19 protein-coding genes and 1 pseudogene are annotated in these 20942 nt (G+C 64.6%); 11 read left to right on the top strand and 9 right to left on the bottom strand.

All coding sequences use genetic code 11. The annotated features are described in order from the left end of the window. Window positions 1-29 precede the first annotated feature (29 nt). Window positions 30-197 (top strand): hypothetical protein, encoded by a 168-nt coding sequence (locus AAHM41_RS20785; protein ID WP_342238487.1) that lies wholly within the window; start codon window positions 30-32, stop codon window positions 195-197. Between the two features lie 315 nt (window positions 198-512). Here AAHM41_RS20785 and AAHM41_RS20780 read toward each other — a convergent pair whose 3' ends face one another. Next, entirely contained in the window at window positions 513-1817 is a 1305-nt protein-coding gene (locus AAHM41_RS20780) for an MFS transporter (protein ID WP_342238486.1), read from the bottom strand. A gap of 140 nt (window positions 1818-1957) precedes the next feature. Here AAHM41_RS20780 and AAHM41_RS20775 point away from each other — a divergent pair, with 140 nt between their 5' ends. Next, window positions 1958-2968 carry an AraC family transcriptional regulator gene (locus AAHM41_RS20775; protein ID WP_342238485.1) on the top strand — a complete coding sequence of 337 codons (1011 nt, stop codon included), beginning with the start codon at window positions 1958-1960 and terminating at the stop codon, window positions 2966-2968. A 20-nt stretch (window positions 2969-2988) separates the two neighbouring features. Here AAHM41_RS20775 and AAHM41_RS20770 read toward each other — a convergent pair whose 3' ends face one another. Beyond that, window positions 2989-3747, bottom strand: coding sequence for a hypothetical protein (locus AAHM41_RS20770; RefSeq protein ID WP_342238484.1), 759 nt, complete (start codon window positions 3745-3747; stop codon window positions 2989-2991). A gap of 320 nt (window positions 3748-4067) precedes the next feature. Then, window positions 4068-4928 carry an aldo/keto reductase gene (locus AAHM41_RS20765; RefSeq protein ID WP_342238483.1) on the bottom strand — a complete coding sequence of 287 codons (861 nt, stop codon included), beginning with the start codon at window positions 4926-4928 and terminating at the stop codon, window positions 4068-4070. A gap of 331 nt (window positions 4929-5259) precedes the next feature. Here AAHM41_RS20765 and AAHM41_RS20760 point away from each other — a divergent pair, with 331 nt between their 5' ends. The 8 genes and pseudogenes from AAHM41_RS20760 to AAHM41_RS20725 form a co-directional block, all read left to right on the top strand. After that, a complete protein-coding gene (locus AAHM41_RS20760) occupies window positions 5260-5979 on the top strand; it encodes an SDR family NAD(P)-dependent oxidoreductase (RefSeq protein ID WP_342238482.1) in 720 nt (239 codons plus the stop codon). Window positions 5980-6044: 65 nt separating this feature from the next. Next, complete coding sequence (locus AAHM41_RS20755; RefSeq protein ID WP_342238481.1) at window positions 6045-6974, top strand: alpha/beta hydrolase; 930 nt, start codon at window positions 6045-6047, stop codon at window positions 6972-6974. Between the two features lie 231 nt (window positions 6975-7205). Next, window positions 7206-8000, top strand: coding sequence for an SDR family oxidoreductase (locus AAHM41_RS20750; protein ID WP_342238480.1), 795 nt, complete (start codon window positions 7206-7208; stop codon window positions 7998-8000). Beyond that, window positions 7985-8848: a VOC family protein gene (locus AAHM41_RS20745; protein WP_342238479.1), complete on the top strand. Its 864-nt coding sequence runs from the start codon at window positions 7985-7987 to the stop codon at window positions 8846-8848. Before AAHM41_RS20750 ends, AAHM41_RS20745 begins: the two co-directional genes overlap by 16 nt. Window positions 8849-8854: 6 nt before the next feature. Continuing rightward, window positions 8855-9280: a putative quinol monooxygenase gene (locus AAHM41_RS20740; protein WP_342238478.1), complete on the top strand. Its 426-nt coding sequence runs from the start codon at window positions 8855-8857 to the stop codon at window positions 9278-9280. A gap of 66 nt (window positions 9281-9346) precedes the next feature. Next, complete coding sequence (locus AAHM41_RS20735; RefSeq protein ID WP_342238477.1) at window positions 9347-10576, top strand: MFS transporter; 1230 nt, start codon at window positions 9347-9349, stop codon at window positions 10574-10576. A 75-nt stretch (window positions 10577-10651) separates the two neighbouring features. Beyond that, window positions 10652-12325 (top strand): FAD-dependent oxidoreductase, encoded by a 1674-nt coding sequence (locus AAHM41_RS20730; protein ID WP_342238476.1) that lies wholly within the window; start codon window positions 10652-10654, stop codon window positions 12323-12325. Window positions 12326-12905: 580 nt separating this feature from the next. Beyond that, window positions 12906-13246: pseudogene (locus AAHM41_RS20725) on the top strand (transposase); the annotation flags it as partial. Window positions 13247-13761: 515 nt separating this feature from the next. Here the strand turns inward: AAHM41_RS20725 and treA are convergent. Next, the gene (treA, locus tag AAHM41_RS20720) at window positions 13762-15387 is read right to left on the bottom strand and encodes an alpha,alpha-trehalase TreA (RefSeq protein ID WP_342238475.1); all 1626 of its coding nucleotides are present in this window, start codon (window positions 15385-15387) and stop codon (window positions 13762-13764) included. A 763-nt stretch (window positions 15388-16150) separates the two neighbouring features. Next, the gene (locus AAHM41_RS20715; RefSeq protein WP_342238474.1) at window positions 16151-17065 is read right to left on the bottom strand and encodes a LysR family transcriptional regulator; all 915 of its coding nucleotides are present in this window, start codon (window positions 17063-17065) and stop codon (window positions 16151-16153) included. Window positions 17066-17189: 124 nt separating this feature from the next. Between AAHM41_RS20715 and AAHM41_RS20710 the strand changes: the two genes are divergently transcribed. After that, window positions 17190-18206, top strand: coding sequence for a zinc-dependent alcohol dehydrogenase family protein (locus AAHM41_RS20710; RefSeq protein ID WP_342238473.1), 1017 nt, complete (start codon window positions 17190-17192; stop codon window positions 18204-18206). A gap of 324 nt (window positions 18207-18530) precedes the next feature. On the opposite strand, the gene AAHM41_RS40660 is transcribed toward AAHM41_RS20710, so the two are convergent. The 4 genes from AAHM41_RS40660 to AAHM41_RS20695 form a co-directional block, all read right to left on the bottom strand. Further along, complete coding sequence (locus AAHM41_RS40660) at window positions 18531-18839, bottom strand: putative quinol monooxygenase (protein ID WP_446719470.1); 309 nt, start codon at window positions 18837-18839, stop codon at window positions 18531-18533. Window positions 18840-18956: 117 nt separating this feature from the next. Beyond that, complete coding sequence (locus tag AAHM41_RS40655) at window positions 18957-19238, bottom strand: hypothetical protein (protein ID WP_446719469.1); 282 nt, start codon at window positions 19236-19238, stop codon at window positions 18957-18959. Between the two features lie 11 nt (window positions 19239-19249). Next, complete coding sequence (locus AAHM41_RS40650; RefSeq protein ID WP_446719471.1) at window positions 19250-19888, bottom strand: alpha/beta hydrolase; 639 nt, start codon at window positions 19886-19888, stop codon at window positions 19250-19252. An 844-nt stretch (window positions 19889-20732) separates the two neighbouring features. Next, the coding region (locus AAHM41_RS20695) for a hypothetical protein (protein ID WP_446719468.1) at window positions 20733-20942 on the bottom strand (210 nt) is incomplete at its 5' end.

Here is a 20942-nt window from a genome sequence, read left to right as displayed (position 1 = left end):
TCATCCGTAGCCTGAACAAGCTGGTGAACGTGCCGCGTTCTCGGATCCAAGGCGTCGAGATCGACCTGCACGCCCAACCCGTCTCGGGCCTGAGCCTCTACGCCTCGGCGTCCTACCTCTCGACCAAGGTCGAGGAGTTCGTGGGCGTGAACCTTTTTGGCCTCATAGAGGATTTCGCCGGCCAGACCCTGCCCTAGACGCCCGATTGGTCGGTCAACGCCGGAGCATCCTACGCCTGGCCTGTCGGCGAAGGGCTCAAAGCCGAGATCGGCGGCGACCTCGTCTATCGCGGTCCGACCTCCGGCTTCATCGGCCGCAACCGTCCCCTCGACATCGACGCCTACACCCGGTCGATCTGCGCGCCGGCCTAGCCGCGGCCGATGATCGTTGGCGCATCTCATTTTGGGGGACCAACGTCACCGACACCGAATACTGGACCGCGGTGACGCGCAATGTCGATACGATCAATCGGTACGCGGCGCGTCCCGCGACCTATGGCGTGCTCCTGAGTATTAGGCACTGACCACGGTCGGGCGCTCAGCCGCCAGCGTGTCGCCGTCAGCGGTGCGACTGGCGATGGCGTAGAAGACCGCCGCCACTGCTAGCAACGCCGGCGCCAGAAGCAGGGTGTAGCGCAGTCCCCGCGCCCCCAGGCTCGGAGCCAGGAGGTCGTTGACGACCCCAAAGAGCAGCGGAGCGGCGGCGGCGCCCAGCAGAGCCCCCGACACGAACACCAGACCCGACACGAAAGCTCGCGACGCCGGTGGCGACAGCGACGCGTAGGTCGCCATCGCCACAGGGTGATGTGCGCCCAGGAACAGCGTGAAGCCCATGGCGCAGATCTGGGCGAGGATCAGCGACGGCGCTAGGAAAGACAGGCACAGGAATGGGATCGACAGTCCGATGATCGCGACGATGAAATAAAGCCGCCATCGCGCGCCGCGTTTTGCAAGCAGGTCGCTGACCGGACCGCCCCACATTGCGGCCAGCATGCCGCACAGCACGACCGTTCCGAAGACCGCGCCCATCTGCGCGGCGGAAAGCCCATGCACCCGCATCAGAAAGGCGGGAAACCAGATGTACCAGCCCATGGACGCGGCCTGCAGGGCGACGTAGCCGGCCAGAAAAGGCGGCAAGGTCGGGATCGCTAGACTCTGTTTTAGCTGTGAGGCGGCCGCACGCAGGTCGCCGAGCTCGGAGCGTTCGACGCGCGCGGGCCGAGGCGGCTCAGTCACGGTCATGCGCAGGATCGCCGCGACGAGCAATCCTGGCAGTCCGACCGTCTGCAGCGCGCCCTGCCAGCCCTGCCGCTCGCTCAAGGCTCCCCCGACATAGGCCCCGAACGAGACGCCTAGCGCCGCGCCCACCGAACAGGCCATGAAGGCCGCGCCACGCTGGTTGCGCTCGAAAAGATCCGCAACGAGGCTGACGGTCGCGGGCGTTTGGGCCGCTTCCGCCGCGCCAACGACGAGGCGCGCAAGGAGCAAAGTCGCAAAGCCTCCTGCCAAACCGCCCACGGCCGTGGCGAGGCTCCAGACGATAACGGCCACAACGAGGAGGTCGCGACGGCTGGTCCGATCGGCAAGCCAGGCAAGCGGGAGGGTGAATATCGCCTGGGCGAGGGCGAAGGCGCTGCCGCTCAGGAAGCCCATCTTCCCGTCGCTCACTCCAAGGTCCCGCTGCATAGGCACCAGCAGGACCGAGAACGCCTGACGGTCCACCATCGCTAGAAAGGCGACCAGAGCCAGGATCGCCAAGGTCCAATAACGCGTCGCGAGCCTGGCTGGGGCGGCCTTTGCGGGCGGTGTCTGCGACATGGCGGGCCTCCTGCGCCGACCCAATCGCTCGCGATGAGGGGCGGCAACGCCTTTCTCTTTAATGATCGATCCACAGCGTGGCTGTGCGCTTAACCGTGCTTAACTGGCTTGAGGGTGCGTGATTGTCGCATCCTCGTGCCATGTTTGACCACTACACAGGATCGCGCCTCGATCGCGCAGACGAGCCGGCGGGGTCTGGATCAGAGCCGCGGATCGCCCGGCTTTTCGGCACGCATGGCGACGAAAAGTATCTCACGAGCCGGCAGCTGGGTCCGGCGGTGAACGGAGCCGGTCTGCGTGTTGAGCATCGCCGGATCGAGCCCGGCGCGCAAAATTGCGTCATCCCGACCTGCACCGAGGTGGTTTACATCCTGTCGGGTCAAACGCGCGTGAGGCGCACGGCCGAAGGACGCACCCAGGAAGGGCTGGCGAGGACCGGCACAAGTTGGCTGGTTCCGGCCGGGATCCACGAGACGGAGCTCCAGCTTGACGGTACAGTCGAATGCTTGGTGATCTTCCTGCCCGACACCCTGCTCGAGCGTAGCGCGCTGGTGGACTACGATCTCGATCCCGAACGGCTTAAGTTGGCCTATGTCGGCGGCATGACCGACGTGACGCTGGCGCAGTTGGCCTCGACCCTGCGCGGTCTGATCGGTCGCGAGCCGGGACCGACCGATCGCATGGTCGCGGACGCAACCCGAACCGCCTTGGCCGCCCATCTGATCGGACACTACACGATCGATCGATGGCGGCCATCGGAACGAGCGCCGACCCTTGAAGCCAAGAGGCTCAAGCGGGTGCTTGATTTCATCGAGGCGCGGCTGGGCGAGGATCTTTCGCTGGACGATCTGGCCTCTCAGGCGTGCCTTAGCCCCTTCCACTTTTCGCGGCTCTTCAACGACGCCACCGGCCTGTCGCCCCACCGTTTTTTGGTTCAGCGTCGGGTGTTGGCCGCTCAGGCTATGCTCGCCGCCAATCAGACATCGCTCGCTGAGGTCGCGCTCGACGCTGGGTTCGGTTCTCAGGCCAATTTCACGCGCGTGTTCCGGAAAGCGACGGGCCTCACGCCCGGGCAATACCGCAGAGGCCAGGGTCTGCTTCCTCCGACTTCCAGCCTTGGGGCGCTCTCGACCTTTGTCGAGCAGGATTGAAGTCCGGTTCCAACCCAAGATTAGGCCAGCCACGGTGCAAGATCTTCGCCGAGGATGTCGCGACAAAGGTCCGCAATCGATCTGTCGTCGGCCTTGGCCAGCACCGCGGAGACCCACGCTTGGACTGCGGCCCTGCCATTGCGATCTTCGAGTCGTTCGAAGATGGCCAGCGCTGCGCCATAGCGCGCCTCGAGATCGACCTCGTCCTGGTAGAAGTCGTTTGGGCCAAAGCGCATGGGGCCGCTGGGCATGTAGGACGGGTCGGCTGCGTGTCGGGCCCGATCCTCGGCCGAGATCTGCCGGTCGATCGCTTCGGGCTTGACCATCGTGCCGCCCCACTTGGCCAGACGCGCTTTGGGTTGCGCGGCCATCGCCTTGGCCGGTTGCGCGCGGCGGGCGGCGGCGATATCCGGACGAACTTGCTCGGCGACGTGAAGGCCGGCCCACTCGGAGTGCCCCTCCTGGAACCACCGGGGCCGCGCCGGCGCGCGAGGCCGCTTCTGGCCAAAATGGACCTCCTCGTGCGGCAGGGTCTCGATCAGGAAGGTGAGAGCCGCCGCGTCCCGGCGGCCGCCGCGCAACACGTTGAGCCAGCGCGCCTCTGCCTTGCCCCGCGGCGGCACATAGTCCTCGCGTGCGCTGATCACCAACGCCGACCAATGTAGGTCGCGCCTCGGATCCGGAGTGCTCTCACGCAACAGGTCGAGCATGGCGCCCAGACAGGCCGCCTTCGAGCGCGCCGCTCCGCTCAGATCCTGATCATAGTAGATCCGCACCACGCCGCCGCTCGACGCGGATCGGGTCTCGACCTACGGTAGGTCGCCGGGCTCGCCGCGTGATGTCGTCACCGGAAAACCGGGCAAGCGGCTCGTGACTGGCGAGGCTTCAGCGCCGGGAGATCGGCGCGTACCGGGGCGGCCACGCCCGGCGTGGCGAATGTCGCGCCAGCAAAAAGGGCAAGTACCAGCGGCAATAAGGCGGCGGACGACATCTGAGACGCCGGGCGCGGTCCGCATCGCCCCTGGCGTGCGGCCCTGGCAAGAACTTGTTCCTAAGGGCTTGGCGGCAGCGCTGCTGATCGCCGCGTGTTCTGGAGCGGCTAGCGGCTCAGCCAGTCGAGGGTTTGGAACTCGTGGTCTGAGAGGACCAGCCTGGCGGCGTCGACGTTTTGCTGGAGGTGGGCCATCCGGCTCGTGCCAGGGATGGGCAGCAGGACGGAGCTGCGCCGCAGCAACCAAGCCAGCGCGATCTGGCCCGGACGCGCCTGTCGATTGCGCGCGATGCTGTCCAGAGCGCTACCCGGCTGCGCCAGCAGACCGGAGGCTAGCGGGTGCCAGGGGATGAACCCGATCCCTTCGGCTTCGCAGTAGTCGAGCACGGCCTCACTACGGCGATCACCAAGATTGTAAAGGTTCTGCACCGTCGCGACAGGGAAGACGGCCTGAGCGGCTTTGATCGCCTCGACGCCGACCTCGCTTAGCCCCGCGAACCGGATGACCCCCTCGTCGAGCAACTGACGGACGGCGTCGAACTGCTCGTCCCGGGGGACCTGTGGGTCGATGCGGTGCAACTGCCATAGATCGAGCTGCTCGACCTGCAACTTCTCCAGGCTGCGCCGGGCCTGGGCGATGAGGTGTTCGGGGCGGCCGTCTGGCCTCCAGTCGATCGGGCGACCGCGAACCAGACCGGCCTTGGTGGCCACAACCATGTTCTCGTAGGGATGCAGCGCTTCGCGGATGACGATCTCTGAGGCGTCCGGGCCGTAGGAGTCCGCTGTATCGATGAAGTTGACGCCTAGTTCCGGCAAGGCGCGCAGCAACTCCACCGCCCCGGCCCGGTCTGCGGGAAAGCCCCATTCGCCAGGGCCGGTCATGTGCAACGCGCCAAAACCCAGGCGATTGATCTGCAAGGCCCCGCCGATGCGGAACGTCGTGGTCGGCGCGGTCGAGAAGACGGTCACGGCGGACTCCTTTCAATCAAAGCGATTGAAAGGCGACAGGTCGGCGGCGATCGCCAGTTAAATACGGTTAACCGCTAGGCGCGGAAGAAAGCCCTGGCAGGCGGCAAGCAAGTTCTGCGCCTTAGCTCCGCAAGAACGGCAAATACCGGCGCTCTTCAGGTCCCTAGAGTTGTGCCCGTCGGATCGAGGTCGGTTCGGGTCACCCAACGCGACGTCTCGTGTCGGGCCCCGTCCGGGAGGTTCGACGCAACGGGGACGGACCTTCCTGTCGATCAATGGATCGCTCTGGCCCGTCCCGTCATCCCCCAAAAGCCTCGAGAGGATTGAGACGATGCGACTGGAAGGAAAAGTGGTTCTCGTGACGGGTGCGGCCAGCGGCATTGGCCATGCCGTGACCGAGTTGTTCGCCAAGGAAGGCGCGATGGTGATCGCGACCGACATCCAATCGCCCGCGAAGGCCTATCCCGAGGGCGTGGAGTCCATGCCGCTCGATGTCACCAAGGAAGGCGATTGGGCGGCGGGCGTCGACGCCATCGTCGGCAAGCATGGCCGCCTCGACGTGCTGATCAACAACGCCGGCATCATCGCCTACGAGCCCATTCACGAGCTGGAGATGAAGGACTGGCTGCACATGATCGCCGTCGATCAGACCGGCGTCTTCCTGGGCATGCGCGAGGCGGTGAGGGTGATGCGGCCCAAGAAGTCCGGCGCGATCGTCAACATCTCGTCGATCTGGGGCAACTCGGCGGTGGCGGGCGCTCACGCCTATCACGCTGTCAAGGGCGCGGTGCGCAACATGTCCAAGAACGCCGCCATGACCTACGTCGATGACGGCATACGCGTGAACTCGGTGCATCCGGGCTTCATCCACACGCCTCTGACCGACGCGCAGGACGCGGGCCTCAACGACGCGGTCATCGCCGCCACGCCGATGAAGCGCGGTGGCACGCCGATCGAGATCGCCTACGGCTGTCTCTATCTGGCCTCCGACGAGGCCAGCTACACCACCGGCGTCGAGCTGGTGATCGACGGCGGCTACCTCGCGCAGTGACCGACGGCCGCCGAGAGGCGGCCCTGGACGTTGATATCCGCAAACCTCCCATCGAGAGACGTGACATGCCGATCACGCCCCAAGTTCAAGCCGGTCTCGACGCCTGGAACGCTGCGACCATGGGCATGGCCCCGCTGCTGCGCGGCGAGCCAGGCTCATGGCCAGCGGCCCGGGCGCAATATCTGGGCGCGCTCACCGCGCACCCGACGCCGCCCGGCGTCACCATCGAAGAGATCGATATGGGCGGGATACCCGGCACGCTCGTCACACCGGACGCCGCCGTGGATTATAGGGTCCTGCTCTACATCCACGGCGGCGGCTATGTCGCCGGCAGTCCCGCTGGCTATCACGGTCTGGGAGGACGCTACGCCAATCTGCTGAAGGCCAAGGTCTTCATGCCCGACTATCGGCTCGCGCCGGAACATCCGTTCCCGGCCGTGGTCGACGACTCCCTATCCGCCTATCGTTGGCTACTGGACCTCGGCGTCCCGCCCGGCTCGATTGCGATCTCCGGAGACTCGGCCGGCGGCGCGATGGTGGTATCGTTGATGGTCGCCGCGCGCAACGCCGGCTTACCACTGCCGGCCGCAGGCGTGGCTCTGTCGCCGTGGGCGAACTTGGAGCACACAGGCGCATCCATGAAGACGCGCGACGGCATCGATCCAACCGTCAACCCGATCGGTCTGGATTTGATGGCCAAGGCCTTCCTGGCGGGCGCGCGACGCAATAGTCCCGAGGCCTCGCCGGTCTTCGCCGACGTGCGCGGCCTGCCGCCGGTGCTCGTCATGATCGGCGAGCGCGAGATCATGCTCAGCGACGCCATCCGCTTGGCCACCCATTTGGCGGAGAACCGAGTGCGCGTGTCACTCGAGATCTGGCCCGACATGTTCCATGTCTGGCCGCTCTTCGCCGCGGTCCTCCCTGAAGGCGAACAGGCGCTAAGAAACGCAGCGCGCTTCATTGAGGACGCCTGGGGCGGGGTTTCGGCGGCGTAGGGCGCGTTGATCGCGAGCTCGGCAAGATCTGCGCACCCTTAGCGCAGGATCTGGAAATACCGAGCCGCTCGCCTTGGTCACGATTGTCGGCATCAGCTGCCCGAGCCGCAACGCATCGCCCCCGGGGTGATCTTGTGGCGCGAGCGAGCCGGTCCTGCAAGGACCCCGGCGTCGTGCCCAGAATCACCCGCTGGGCGTTTGCCGCCCCTGGACCGGCCAAAGGGGAACGGCATGCGTGAAGGCATTCAAGGAAAGGTCGTTCTGCTCACCGGCGGCTGCCTTGGCCTCGGCGCCGAGATCGCTCGCCATCTAGCGTTTCGTGGGGCGCGGGTCGCGGTGGCGGGCCGGCGCAAGGAGCGGCTGGACGATTTAGTGGCGCGCATCGTCGATGGCGGCGGCGAGGCCAGAGCCTATCGCGTCTACGTCTCCCACGGCGCTCAAGTCCGGGCGGTGGTCGAGGCGGCGATCGCTGATTTCGGGCGCCTGAACGTCACCGTCAACAACGCCGCAGCGATGATGCCCAACCAGCGCATGCTCGAGGCGCGCACCGATGCCTGGGACGCGACAATCGACGTCAATCTCAAGGGCATGCTGCATGGGGTGGCCGCAGCGCTGCCGGTGTTCCAGGCGCAGGGACGTGGCCACATCATCAATCTGAGCACCGTCGCCGCGACGAAGGTTTGCGCACCACGCGACACGGTCTGTGCGGGCGTCAAGCTCGCCGTGCGCGCCATTACGGACGGCTTGCGCCAAGCGGTCGCCGGGGGCATCCGCGTCACTTGCATCCTCTCTGGCGCTATCGAGGGAGAGCCGATGTTTGGCGAGGTTCGCGCCCGGTTGGATGCGTCCCTGCGCCGCAAGGTCGTGCCCGCCAGTTCCGTGGCCCGGGCGATCGCCCACGCCATCGAGCAGCCGACCGACATCGACATCAACGAGATTGTGCTTCGCGCCGCGGCCGGCCCGCGGCTCGTCTGTCCTGCGCACGCAGTGTCCCAACAAGGAGAACCATCATGGGCGATGACCTGAACAACGACGAAGGCCAACTGCCGCGTCGCGATCTTCTCAAGAGCGCGGGCGTGGCCCTGCTCGCCGGCGCGGCGGCTTCGGCTGGCGCGGCCGCCGCTCAGACGTCGGCCTCGGCCCCCGCCCCAGCCCCGGCCGCCCGCAGCGGCAAGGCCGTGGGCGCGCGCCTGCAAGGCGTCCAACATTTCGGCCTCACGGTCCAGAACATGGACCGCGCCTTCGAGTTCTACACCGAGGTGCTCGGCGGCAACGAGGTGATGCGCGACGGCGATTTCCGTGGCGAGAAGATCCACAACACGCTGCTGACCGACCAGGAGATCGTCGCGCGGGAGCGAGGGGTCAATCCGCGGACGATCGGCGTGCCGGACCTGAAGGACGGCGGGCAGCGCCTCGACGTGCGCTTCGTGCAGTTCGACAACGTCGTGATCGAGCTCCTGCAGTACCGCGATGCCCAGCAGCCGATGGGCAGCGGGGACAGCTGGGCGGAGCCACGGGACCACATGAGCCCGGCCTATCCGCGATCGATGCACATCTGCTTCTACATCCGCGACGATGTCGACTTTAACACCTTCATTCGCGACCTCGAGGCGGAGTCGGCGCGCCGCGGGATGACTCAGGTGAAGGCCAATCGGGTGATCACGGTGACGTCGGAACAGGAGCGCCAGGCCGCCCCGCTCGACGCCAACACCAACAGGATCACCGAAGGCAAATCGAACGGATGGTCCCTGATCTATTGCAAGGGGCCGGAGGGCGAGCAGCTCGAATTCGTCCAGGCTCTCGGGCCCGTGAAGAAGACCTTCGAGGACGCCATGGCAGCCCGCCGGCGCATGCTCGCCGCGGCCGGAGGCTAACCAGCCATGTCCAGGACGACGCGCCCGGGTGTCAGGCTTCCCGTGCTTGCGGGTCTCGCCTGTGTTGCTGCCGTGACTTCGGTGATGGCGCAGGATGGGCCGGGCAAGGGCTATTCGCAGGTGCCTCACGGCGCCTATTCGATCGTCGCGGAGGTGCGGGCCAAGCCCGGCAAGGAAGCCGAGCTGCGCGCCGCGACACTGCCGCTTGTCGCCCTCGTCCGGAGCGATCCGAAGAACCTGGTGTACTTCCTGCAGGAAGACCGCGCGGCGCCCGGGCACTTCATCTTCTACGAGATCTTCGCCAATCAGGCTGATTTCGAGGCCCACAACGCCATGCCCTACGTGAAGGACTGGTTCACCAGGCTGCCCGAGCTCGCCGACGGCGGCGTCAAGGTCATGAAGATGGAGATCCTCGCGGGACCTCACGACTAGGGGCCACGAGACGCCGAGCGTCGGATCGGCACGGATCCGCACAGCCATCGCGAATGGGAGGCAGGGATGCTGGACAAGGCCTATCGCGGTCAATGCGCCGCCGTGAAAGTGCATTGCACGAATGAAGCGGAACGGCGCAACCGCGGCCTCACGCTGTTCGCCCTGGCGTTCGGCAGCTTCTGCATCGGGACGTCCGAGTTCGCGAGTATGGGGATTCTCCAGCTGTTCTCGGCCAGCCTCGGCATCGACATCCCCACGGCGACGAATGCGATTGCGGCCTATGCCTTCGGCGTGGTGATCGGCGCTCCTCTGGTGACGCTGGTGGCGGCGCGGCTGAACCGGCGGACGCTGCTGCTGTGCCTGATGGGCCTGTTCATCCTCGGCAACGTCCTGTCGGCGGTCGCCACGGATCTCGGCATGTTCGCCCTGGCGCGCTTCGTCAGCGGCATGCCGCAAGGGGCCTATTTCGGCGCCGGTGCCGTGGTGGCGTCCTACATCGTCGGCCCCGGCCATGCAGGAAAGGCGTTCGCGCTGGTCATGACCGGGCTGACGGTCGCGACCATCATCGGCTCGCCGCTGGCCACCTTCCTCGGCCAGACCCTGGGCTGGCGAAACACCTATTTCACCGTCGCCGGGCTTGCCGCGCTGGCCTTCCTTGCCCTGTGGGCCTGGGTGCCCCGGACCGAGGCGCTTCGCGGCGGGCCCGTGGTGCAGGAGCTGGCCTCGCTGCGCAAGCCGGCCGTCTGGGCCATGATGCTCGTCGCGGCGCTCGGCGTGGCCAGCATCTTCGCCGTCTACACCTTCATCGGCCCCTTCGTCACCGATGTGGCAACGCTCGATCAGGCCTGGATTCCGGTCGCGCTGGCGCTGTTCGGCCTCGGCATGACCGCGGGCAACCTGATCGGCGGCAGGCTGGCGGATGCCCATCCCGCGCGGGGATTGGTCATGGGCTTCGGCAGCGCCCTGGTCGTGCTGGCGCTGCTGGCGGCCGGCGGCGGGAATGTGTGGATCCTGATGCCGGCGCTGTTCGGCGTCGGCACGACGATGATGGTCGCGATCCCCACGATCCAGGTGCGCCTCACGGGCTTCGCCCCGGAGGCGCCCACGCTGATGGGCGCCATGAACCTCGCGGCGCTCAACGTCGCCAACGCCATCGGGGCCTGGGCGGGCAGCGCGACGATTGCGGCTTGTTACGGCCTGCTGTCCGCCGTATGGGCGGGCTTCGGGCTGACGCTCCTGGGCCTTGTCGTCTTCGCGCTCACCCTGCCGAAGGCGTCTCGGCTCGCGCCGGCGTGATTGCGGTCACGCGCTCCCCATGGTCGGATGGTGTCGCGCGTGAGCACTGGCACAGGCCCGATACGGAGGTCCCCCATGGCAATCGGCGACGCTCGGCGAGAGCAGATGTTCCCGATCCTGTCCGCCCTTCAGATCGCGACGGCGCGTCGCTTCGCGAGCGGTGAACCACGCCGCTTCGGCCCTCGTGACATCGTCTACGAGATCGGCACCCGCAACGCCCCCTGCTGGCTGATCCTCGAGGGCTCAGCCGACGCGATCCGGCGCAGCGGAGCCGGCCAATCGTCGGTGGTCACCACCTACGGTCCCGGCCAGACCAATCAGCTCTCGGGCCGTCCAACCCTGATGTCGGTCGTGGCGGGCGACACCGGCGCGGTCGCGATCCCCTTCGATGCGTCGCATTTGCGTGCACTTGTCATCGGCTCGGCGGATGTCGGCGAAACGATCATGCGCGCCTTCATCCTCCGGCGCGTCATGCTGATCGAGGAGGGGCAGACCGGCGGCGCAGGGTCGGTCCTGGTCGGGCGCCGGGATGATCCGGACATCGTCAGGCTGTCGGGATTTCTCACCCGCAACGGCTACCCCCACACCGTCATTGCCGCCTGCGAGGCCGAGGGGCGCGAGCTGGTCGAACGGCTCGGCGTCGCCCCCGAGGACCTGCCGCTGATGATCTGCCCGAACGGCACGGTGCTCAGGCGCCCGGGCAATGCGGATGCCGCGTCCTGTCTCGGCATCACGCCGGATCTCGATCCGGAGACCATCCATGACGTGGCGGTCATCGGGGCCGGCCCGGCCGGGCTTGCCACCGCCGTCTATGGCGCATCCGAAGGGTTGTCCGTCCTGGTCCTGGACAGCCGCGCCTTCGGCGGCCAGGCGGGCGCCTCGGCGCGGATCGAGAACTATCTCGGCTTTCCGACCGGTATCTCCGGACAGGCCCTCGCGGGCCGGGCCTTCAATCAGGCGGCGAAGTTCGGTGCCGAGCTCGCCATTCCGCTGACCGTCCAATTGCTCCGCTGTCACGGAGCGGAAGCGGACGCCCCGTTCACGCTCGAGCTCAGCAACGGCGGCACCGCGCGGGCGCGCACCATCGTGATCGCCTCGGGAGCACGCTACCGGCAGCCCGACATTCCCAACGTCGTCGAGCTGGAAGGGGCCGGCGTGTCCTATTGGGCATCGCCCATCGAGGCGCGGCTCTGTGCCGGCGAGGAGGTCGTCCTGGTCGGCGGCGGGAACTCGGCAGGCCAGGCCGTTGCCTATCTCGCGCCCCAGGTCAGGCACCTGCACTTGGTGGTGCACCGGCCGCTCGAGCAGACCATGTCGCGATACCTGATCGATCGGATCGCGGCGCTGCCCAATGTCGAGATGCATGTGGGCAGCGAGATTGCCGGCTTGCGCGGCGACCGGGCGACAGGCCTGACCGGCGCGACATTCCGGGACAACCGGACCGGTGCGACACGGGAGTGTACGTCGCGCCACCTCTTCCTGTTCATCGGTGCCGATCCCAATACGGGCTGGCTCGACGGCTGTGTCGCGCTCGACGGAAACGGCTTCGTTCTCACCGGGGAGCGTGCCGGCGACGGCGAGCGGCTGCCGCTCGAAACCGATTGCCCGGGCATCTTCGCGGTTGGCGATGTGCGCGCCGGCTCGACCAAACGGGTCGCCGCCGCGGTCGGTGAAGGTGCCGCCGTCATCGCGCAGATCCATTCCGTCCTGGCGCGAAATGCCGTACGGACGCCAGGCATGAGGCCGTGATCCGGCATCGCTGGAGTTCGGTTTCGGGGTGCTCAGGAGCGACATAGAATGTCCGGTCCGGAGGGACCCATTCGGTTAACGAGCGTCAACAATGTGGGGACGGAGCGGACGCTCAACGGCTTTCCTGGAGGCGCAGGCGGTCATGGCTCTTCTCAGGTAGTGGACCTTGGCGGGGCGGACAGCTCCGCCGCCCGACCAAGGCAGTCCAGTCGACCAGGTCTGACCTTCCGGCGGCGAGAGCGCGGCACAGCGCGGGACGTGCGCTACTCGCGCGTTGGCCTCGAGGCTTGGAGCAGGCTTAACCTTCTCTCTGAACGCTCCGCGGAACGTAGAAAGCCCCGCCTTTTTGGGGCGGGACTTCGTGTCAGACTTCGATATCGAGGGAGTTATAACAAAGATGGTTGCGGGGACAGGATACCACCGATACCCATACAAGCTCGCCATCGCGGTCTAGGGTCAGGGACCCATAAAGGGGCTCTTCAGGTTGGGGGTTATGCGATTCACGATCTCGGCTGAGAGGAAGATCGTGATGGGGTCGGAGTTCTGGCTAAGCGATGGTCAATGGGAGCGATTGTGACCGCTGCTGCCGAACAAGCCGCGGGGTATACCTCGAGTTGACGACCGTCGCGTGATCAGCGGGATCGTACATGTGCTGAAATCGGACTGCCGATGGAAGGATGCCCGGCGGCCTACGGGCCAGCCAAGACGCTGCACAATCGGCATGTCCGTCGGGCGGCAAAGGGCGTGTAACGGAAGGTGTTCATCGCGCTGGCCGAAACCGGCGGGGCGGTCACGGAGGCGCTGCTCGACAGCACCCATGTGAAGACGCATCGCTCGGCTGCCGGTGGCAAAGGGAGCCGCGCGCAGGCGATCGGCATCAGCCGTGGCGGACGCACCAGCAAGCTTCACGCGCTCACCGATGGGCAGGGGCCGTCCGCTCGGCTTCGCCCTGACGCCGGCTGGCGCACTGTCGGGCTGCTGATCCGCTGTTCCCAAAGAAAGCGAGCCGCACCGTTGCCGGATGCGGCCCGAGTTTAGGGAGGAAACGCCCAAGAAGTGCGTTACGGCAGCAATCAGAAATTGCATACCGCACCGCAACATAAGCATGGCCATCGCTTCGGCGCAAGTCCCAATGGCCCAAAATTTGTTCATAGCAGATATTGTCTATATTTTGGACATCTGGCGGAGTCGGGTGGCCCGGCAACGGGGTCTGGAGGCCCCTGACGGCTCGCCGGATCATCCTCGACGGCGGATGGACGAGGAGCCCCTCCCCCGTCTCCCGCCGTGACGGGAAACGGGGGAGTACATCCATGCACGGGAATACTTCGTCAAGAGGCGACACGACAGGGCCGCTCCTTCTGTGGGCTGACGAGAACACGCTCCCGCTACGTTCGTCGCGGCGAGAGCCGCGCTCCACGTTCAGAGGTGCCGCCCGGTTACTCCGCGGCCTCCAAAGAGACTTCCTCGACGGGAATCTCGGTTATCCGACGGTCTGCCGGATACAGATCCATCAACTTGGTCAGGACGCCATTCGTCCAGCCAAACCCGATCTGCGTGGTGTACTCGCCCCCGCCGCCGCCGCTGGATTCGAAAAGATGATATTTCTCCACCAGCTTCCTTGTATCCCGAAAAACCGTCAGATTTGTCTTGATCCAGCGTCCCGCGATTGCTCGAGCAAGACCTCGATGACCATAGTTGACGACCCCATTGATGGCGATCCACTGCAAGGGCGCCCATCCGTTCGGCTGGTCCCATTGCTGGCCGCTCTCAACCAGCGTCGTTGCGACCCCATTTGGCATCAGCAGGAACTTGCGTATCGTGCGCACAGTGAGCTCGCCATGAGGACGGGTCGCAACGCCAAGGAACAGAGGATAGGCCGTCGCCGCCGAGACGACGCGGGTCTGCTTGCCCTCGCCCCAGAGATAGTCGGTGAACAGCTTCTGGGACTCGTCCCACATCAAGCGGTTAATCGCCCATGCCCGCCTCAGGGCCTTGAGCTCGTAGAGGCGGCAACGGGCGAGCTCTCCCCGGACCTGATAGGCTCTGGCTATGGTTCTTTCCAGATGGACGAGCAGACTGTTGAGATCGACCGGCGCTATCGACAGGGTGCGGACGGTTGCCAGGCTGCGCCCGTCAGCGAGCCACCGGGAGCTGAAGTCAAATCCGGATTCGGCGGTCGCCCGAAGATTGCGGTAGACCTCCGCTGCGGGGCGGTCCGACTGCCGTGCAGTCTGGACGTCTTCAGCATAGGATTCGTCGCGAGGCACATCCCGCGCGTCCCAGTAACGGTTCAAAACGGTGCCGTCGGCCAACCTCACGACATGCTGATAGGCTTGGCCTGGTCGCATCTCCTGCTCGCCCGCCATCCAGTACTCGTACTCCTTGAGGAGTTGGGGCAGATATCTGGCATAGGCCGCGTCCCCTTCATGGCCTGCGATCAGACCAACCATCAGCGAGAAAAATGGCGGCTGCGATCGGCTGAGATAGTAGGTGCGGTTGCCGTTAGGAACATGCCCGTACGTATCGATCTCATATGCAAAGTTATCCACCATGTTCCTGGCCAGATCGTGCCGGCCATCGGCCTCGAGCCCCAACATGGTGAAGTACGAATCCCAATAGTAGACCTCGCGGAACCGCCCCCCCGGGACAACATAGGGATGCGGCAGAGGCAACAACGAAGAATATTGGGGAACCGTCATCGCGGCTTGGGTCAAGCTGTCCCAGAGGCGAGAGATATAAGCCGAGACCGGCTCGCCCGGTGCCGCCGGCTCGATGATGGGACCGCCACCGGGTGGGAGGAAATTTGAGTTCACGAACGCGGCAAGGTCGAACCCCGGCTGGTTTTTGGCTGCTGCGTACTTCGCCAGGATCGCATTCGGTTCGGACTTGGGAACCATGTCGACGAACGTCTTGCTGTCGGGGAAGATGCGGCTGAGCTGGACGTCCTCGAAGAGCTGGCCGAATACGATCGACGGGGGCTCGGGGATGGTTCGGCGTGTCGGTTCGGCCTGTACCCATGCAGCGCCAGAAAAAAGCCCCCAGGCGGCGACAACGCCCGCCAACGCAAGTCTCCTCATGTTCCCTCCTATCATTGCCGTTATCGACGAGATTTGGTGCTGACGGATCACGCCGCAGCCAGAGCAGCCGTAGATTGGAATCACCGGAAGCCTCTATCTGCCTCCGTTGGCAGCAGAACCGACGCGCTGAACCTATGGGCCGGCACAATCGGCTTTGGCGATTGGGGTCTCCAGTGCCGCACCCGACAGAGGACGGCTGCTTCAACCTCACTCAGGAAGGACTTCCATCCTTCGACCGTATGTCTGTGCCTCTCCAATGCCCAGTGCCCGCGCGCTCTAGGGCATCGCACTTGTCGGCGACCAACAACTCCATAGCCCTCACCACGCTGCAGTACGACCGGCACCTTGGCCCGCCAAGGCGCAGCCGAGTTGGCGAAGTCCGCTCCCTTCAGCTCATGCAGTGACCAGCATGAAACTGCATGACCGAGGATCAAGATTCCATCAAATGAAAATAATTGAAGTTCGATACCAAGAATGACAATATCTAGCGCAATATGATTTTACCAATTTAGCGTTATGATCCAACATATGTAGATAGATTTTTAATAATACTTGCGACTCATTTTTCTCATTCACTGGATAAGATCGCGAACTCCACACATATGTATTTGGCTATCGGGTGCCAGTGCCGGCCCGCTCAGCAAGCATCCTTCCTTCGTTTGCCAGAAGACGGCCTATTGAGAGATCTTGCAAATATAACTTACTATAGACAAGATCCCATCTGTCCGACCCGGATTTCCAAAGCGCACTACACCTGGGTCCACTCCGGCCGAGAAAATATATCGACAAGCGGGTCGATCACAACCCGGGCTTTGGGAGAGAGACTGCGGGTTGCAGGCCAGAGAGCATGGATCGCAGCACCTTCGACAATACGACCAGGAAAGACCATCTCGAGCTCTCCACGCTCCAGAGCCTCGACGGCAAGCCAGGTCGGCAAGTGCGCGATCCCCATGCCGGCAATGGCCGCGTCCAGGAGCGGTTCGCCATGCGCGAGCACGACCCGGCTCGAAGGATGGAATTTGACAGGCTTCCCGACGCCATCGGCCACCAGCCATGGGCTGATCCAGCCGTCCCGGCCATATGCGATATGCATATGGTCACCGAGTTCCGCAATGTTTGCCGGCTTGCCGAAGCGCTCGAAGTAGGAAGGTAATGCGAAGAGGGAAGAGCGCTGCGTGCCCAACCTTCTTGCCATCAGGGTTGGACTTTCCGGCAGATCCCCCACACGCACCGAGAGATCAATCCCCTCTTCCACCAGATCGATGCGGCGGTCGTTGAATGATATCTCGAGCTTGAGTTCCGAATACAGGCGCGCGACCTGCAGAAGAACCGGCATGATGCATCGACGGCCAAGCGCCAATGGAATATCGACACGCAGCCGTCCTGACGGACGCTGCTGCCCGGACATCAGCAAAGCTTGCGCTGCCTCGAGCTGCGAAAGCGCATTCACGCAGGCTTCATAGTACGCCGCACCCTCACTCGTCAGTCTCAACTTCCGCGTCGTTCGATGCAAAAGTTGCACGCCGAGCCTGCGTTCCAGCTGCGCGATCGCCTTTCCGATTGCCGATGTCGTCAGATGGAGCCTGTGCGCGGCCGCGGTGAAACTTCCCGCTTCGACGGCGCGCATGAAGGGGAAGATACCTTGGAGATCGCCGGGCTGCATCTCGATCCTCCATTATGGAAGTGCATTCCCAATTTTGTGGATGATTAGTCGCTAATTTGAAATCCAATTTCACAATATATTGCCTGGGAGTACTGACCTGGAAGTTGGGGCAGGAGAGGGACATTTGAACTCGAGAGATGGAAAGGCGTGGCGGCTTCCAGAATTCGGCCTGTCCGCCATGCGGCTCGACCTCCAACCCGTTCCGCCGGTTGGAGCGCATGATCTGCTGATCGCGGTCAGCGCGGTGTCTTTGAACTACAAGGACAAGCTCATCGTCGAAGGCAAGCTGATTCCGGACCTTGCATTCCCATATGTACCGGCGTCCGACTTCTCTGGACAGGTCGTCGAGATCGGCAGCGCGGTGACTCGCTTTCGGGTCGGGGATCGCGTGCTCGGTCAGGTGATTGCAGACTGGATCGACGGCGATGCCCCGGCGGTCTTGCATCAGAAGACTCTGGCGATGACAGCCCCCGGCGTGCTGTCGCAGTATGTCGTGATCGACGAGAATGCGGCGGTTGCTGCCCCGGCGTCGCTGAGCGACGTCGAGGCCTCGACCCTGCCGATCGCGGCATTGACAGCTTGGTCCGCCCTGATCGAGCAAACACGGCATCTGCCCGGCCAGACAATCGTTGTCGAGGGGACCGGAGGCGTATCGCTTTTTGCCCTGCAGTTCGCCAGGGCGTTTGGCCTCAGAGCGATCGTGACATCGAGCAGCGACGAGAAGCTCGCACGCGCCAAAGAGCTCGGCGCCTGGCACGGGATAAACTACAGGTCCCATCCGAATTGGGGAACCGCGGTTCGAAGCTTGACAGGCGAGGGAGCCGCTCACGTTCTCGAAGTGGTCGGCGGCGCCAATGTGCTCGAGGCCGCTGAGGCTGTGGCCTCCGACGGCGTCATCTCGGTGATCGGCATCCTTGGCGGGACGCAATTCACTCTTCCTATCGTCGCCTTCATGCGAAGGCGTCTCAGAATCCAGGGCGTTTCCGTCGGTTCTCGACGGGCCTTCGAGCGCATGACTCGCGCCATCGATGTGGCCGGCATCAAGCCCGTGATCGACAGTGTCTTTCCGTTCGGAGAAGCGGCGGATGCCTTTCACCGGCTCTCACAAAGTCCGTTCGGGAAGGTCGTGATCGCCTCCTGAGCCGGCCGGCGCCTCAACTCGTCGCGCATCCGAGCAGCCGCCCGGCCGCCGTCTCCGGGAAGCACCGCGATCCTCCTCAAGCCGCGGCAAGTTTGCGGAGCCTCGCCCAGCCCCCCGGAGCAAGCCTGACACGGGCGACGACGCCCGGTGACAGGAGAGGGGCACGGAAGACGGCGGCAGGGCGAAAGCGGCTCGGAGCGCGACCCCTGACATCAGACGACGCCAGCCTCAAGACCCGCCGGTCATCGGACACGGCAAGATCAAGATCAAGATAAGGATGCTGCCGTGCAGCCCTGGTGCTGTCGAAGGATGGGCCTCCGGAGGCTACTGGCGAGACCAGGCTAAGCCGGTCGGGCTATAGTGGCGCATCTCCTCGATTTCTCCGAAAAACGGCCCGACGATCGCGAGGAATGGCGAGAAGTTTGGCCCCTTCCTGAAGCCCTCCAGATGGGCCTCGCGTGAGTCCCATAATATCCGGAGGATCACACTGCTAGGCACTTCCTCGCAGACAGAAAGCTCATACCCAAGGCATTCGGGCGTCTTCTCGAGATACTCGCCGGCCCGGCGATACGCATCGATCAGAGAAGACACAGTCTTCTGCTTCAAATTGTATCGTATGTACTCGACAATCACTCCCAACCTCCCCAATGCTCTGCAACTGGCGGCGAACGGCGACACCGAGCTGGCGTCTTCTCCTGACCCTTCAGCAGATCCCGCAACCGACCGGACGGCCACGTCGGAGCAGACGGGTTACCGCTTGCGCGCTTCCGCGTGCCGTACCGCCTGGTCAGCCCGACGCAAGCCCCTGGCCTGGTCCCCGGCGAGCAGATCGAGCTCACTCCGGAGGCCCAGGCAATCGCCGCGGAAGAACAAGGCGACTTGGGCGACCGCGTCCGCGATGAGGTCCGGGTCGTCGTAGAAATCGATCTGGCCTGTCGATGTCAGCCATATCTCCCGTTTCAAAGCCAGCAGAGATTCGAAGAACTGGCGCGCCAGACCGGGAAACAGCGCGCGTCGGGAGTGAATGATCACCGTGGGAGCCTTTATTTTCGGCGCGAGCCCTTGAGCATCGAAGGGAAGCGTGAGCGCACGCGACTGAACTGCCAACGCGTTGACGTAGTTCGGAACCGCCCCGCGCCCAGTTCCGTAGTAGGTGAAGGCCTCGGGAAGAGGCATAGCGACATCACCTCCGGCCTCCGCCACCGCCGGGATCCGGTCCGTCTCGCCAATTCTCTCCATCGGGCCTCTGCTGCCGCAGCCCGCTCGAGCGAAGCGACATAGGCCTGCCCCATCGACCTGCGTGTCTGCGCCGCGTCCGGATAAACCCCGGCGATGCCGGCGAACCCCGCAAATCTCCCGTCCGTGGCGACCGCATGTGCCATATAGCCGGCGCCAGCGCAGATGCCGACGCCAAATACGGGCAGCCTCCGCATCTTCGGGAGAGCCGTCAGTGCGTCCACGGCGCGCTGGATATCTCTCGCCTTCGTCAACGGCGCTTCGAGTTGACGCGGTTGGCCACCGCTCTTGCCGAAGTGGCGATGGTCGAAGGCCAAGGCAGCAAAGCCTTGCGCCGTGAGGGCTCGGGCATAGGCACCCGCAGCCTGTTCCTTGACGGAGGTGAGCGGACCGGTGGTGACGGCAAGCGCGACAGGAGCGCGATCAGGCAAGAAGAGGTTGCCCACAAGCGGCACGCCGTCTGCCTCGAACTCGATCGCCTGATATCTCACGCCCCTACTTCCTCTATGGGTTCGCCCGCCCCATGTCGCCTGCTGTCGATCGTCGAGGAGCGACAACAGGCGACGCCCACCACCTATCTCAGCCCCGTCTCACCGGCAGATCTGGCTTGGCTGGAACCAGAAACAGACAACAGCCGAAGGATAGCCCTCACAATCCCCCGAGGGATGACCAATGGTATTCGCTCTTCCGAATCCTGAAACTGAAATCTATCGATGGCCGATATTGACAAATTGAAGTCGTCATTGCCCCGCTCCCGGGGGCCCGGGAGCCCTGCTCGAAGATGTGTACAGTCCGCCTGCCGGCGGAGGAGAAGAGCCTCCGGGATCGCGTCCATCGTACTTCGGATTCCTTGGCCGGCGCCGCCCCTTCTTCATTCCTGAGTGGGCAGTTCTCACCGTCCGGGCCCTGACGCAGCCCAACAGCCTGCTCTCGTCAACACCCACCCGACGGTCTCGGTCGGCCGGGCTTTGCGGCAACCTCCGCCTTCAAAGGTCCAAGTCGCTGGACGCCAGCCCCGATCCGGGCTTGGCGATATGAGCCGAGGAGGCGGGCAGCCGTCTTGGCGGCGACCGTGGGCGCCTCACCTTCGAGACAGAACGCACGACTGGCGCTGGACGCCCTGCTATGTAGCAGTGCGCCCTACGCCGCTTTGGGGACACATGGTGGGCCGGGATCAGTCCGAGTGGATGCCACCATCAAACCCGAGCAATACTTCGGTGATGTAACCATCAACTGCTGTAGGCCGCTGAATCTCAACCACCAGCTACGCTTATTCTGTATTCAGTTTCGTCACTTCTCGGCGAGGATCTTCAACGTGCTCAGCCACACATCGTGGCCCTTGTGCATGGCGGCGAGGTCCGAGTTCCGCAAGCTGACCGCGCCGGGGCCTTTCACCACTTCTTCGGTGATGACCTGACAACCGCCGGAAGTCGGCGTCAGGAGCCACGTATGATAGGCATCGATACCTGTTGCCTGACCGAACCATCCGATCCGCATCTC

The sequence above is a fragment of the Inquilinus sp. OTU3971 genome (genome assembly GCF_038440215.1).
This window is presented reverse-complemented; position numbering and strand designations above follow the sequence as displayed.

Excerpts from the sequence above, each read along its gene's own strand:
- AAHM41_RS20780 (WP_342238486.1), bottom strand. The coding sequence starts at position 1,817 with ATGTCGCAGACACCGCCCGCAAAGGCCGCCCCAGCCAGGCTCGCGACG.
- AAHM41_RS20775 (WP_342238485.1), top strand. The coding sequence starts at position 1,958 with ATGTTTGACCACTACACAGGATCGCGCCTCGATCGCGCAGACGAGCCG.
- AAHM41_RS20760 (WP_342238482.1), top strand. The coding sequence starts at position 5,260 with ATGCGACTGGAAGGAAAAGTGGTTCTCGTGACGGGTGCGGCCAGCGGC.
- AAHM41_RS20755 (WP_342238481.1), top strand. The coding sequence starts at position 6,045 with ATGCCGATCACGCCCCAAGTTCAAGCCGGTCTCGACGCCTGGAACGCT.
- AAHM41_RS20750 (WP_342238480.1), top strand. The coding sequence starts at position 7,206 with ATGCGTGAAGGCATTCAAGGAAAGGTCGTTCTGCTCACCGGCGGCTGC.
- AAHM41_RS20745 (WP_342238479.1), top strand. The coding sequence starts at position 7,985 with ATGGGCGATGACCTGAACAACGACGAAGGCCAACTGCCGCGTCGCGAT.
- AAHM41_RS20740 (WP_342238478.1), top strand. The coding sequence starts at position 8,855 with ATGTCCAGGACGACGCGCCCGGGTGTCAGGCTTCCCGTGCTTGCGGGT.
- AAHM41_RS20735 (WP_342238477.1), top strand. The coding sequence starts at position 9,347 with ATGCTGGACAAGGCCTATCGCGGTCAATGCGCCGCCGTGAAAGTGCAT.
- AAHM41_RS20730 (WP_342238476.1), top strand. The coding sequence starts at position 10,652 with ATGGCAATCGGCGACGCTCGGCGAGAGCAGATGTTCCCGATCCTGTCC.
- AAHM41_RS20715 (WP_342238474.1), bottom strand. The coding sequence starts at position 17,065 with ATGCAGCCCGGCGATCTCCAAGGTATCTTCCCCTTCATGCGCGCCGTC.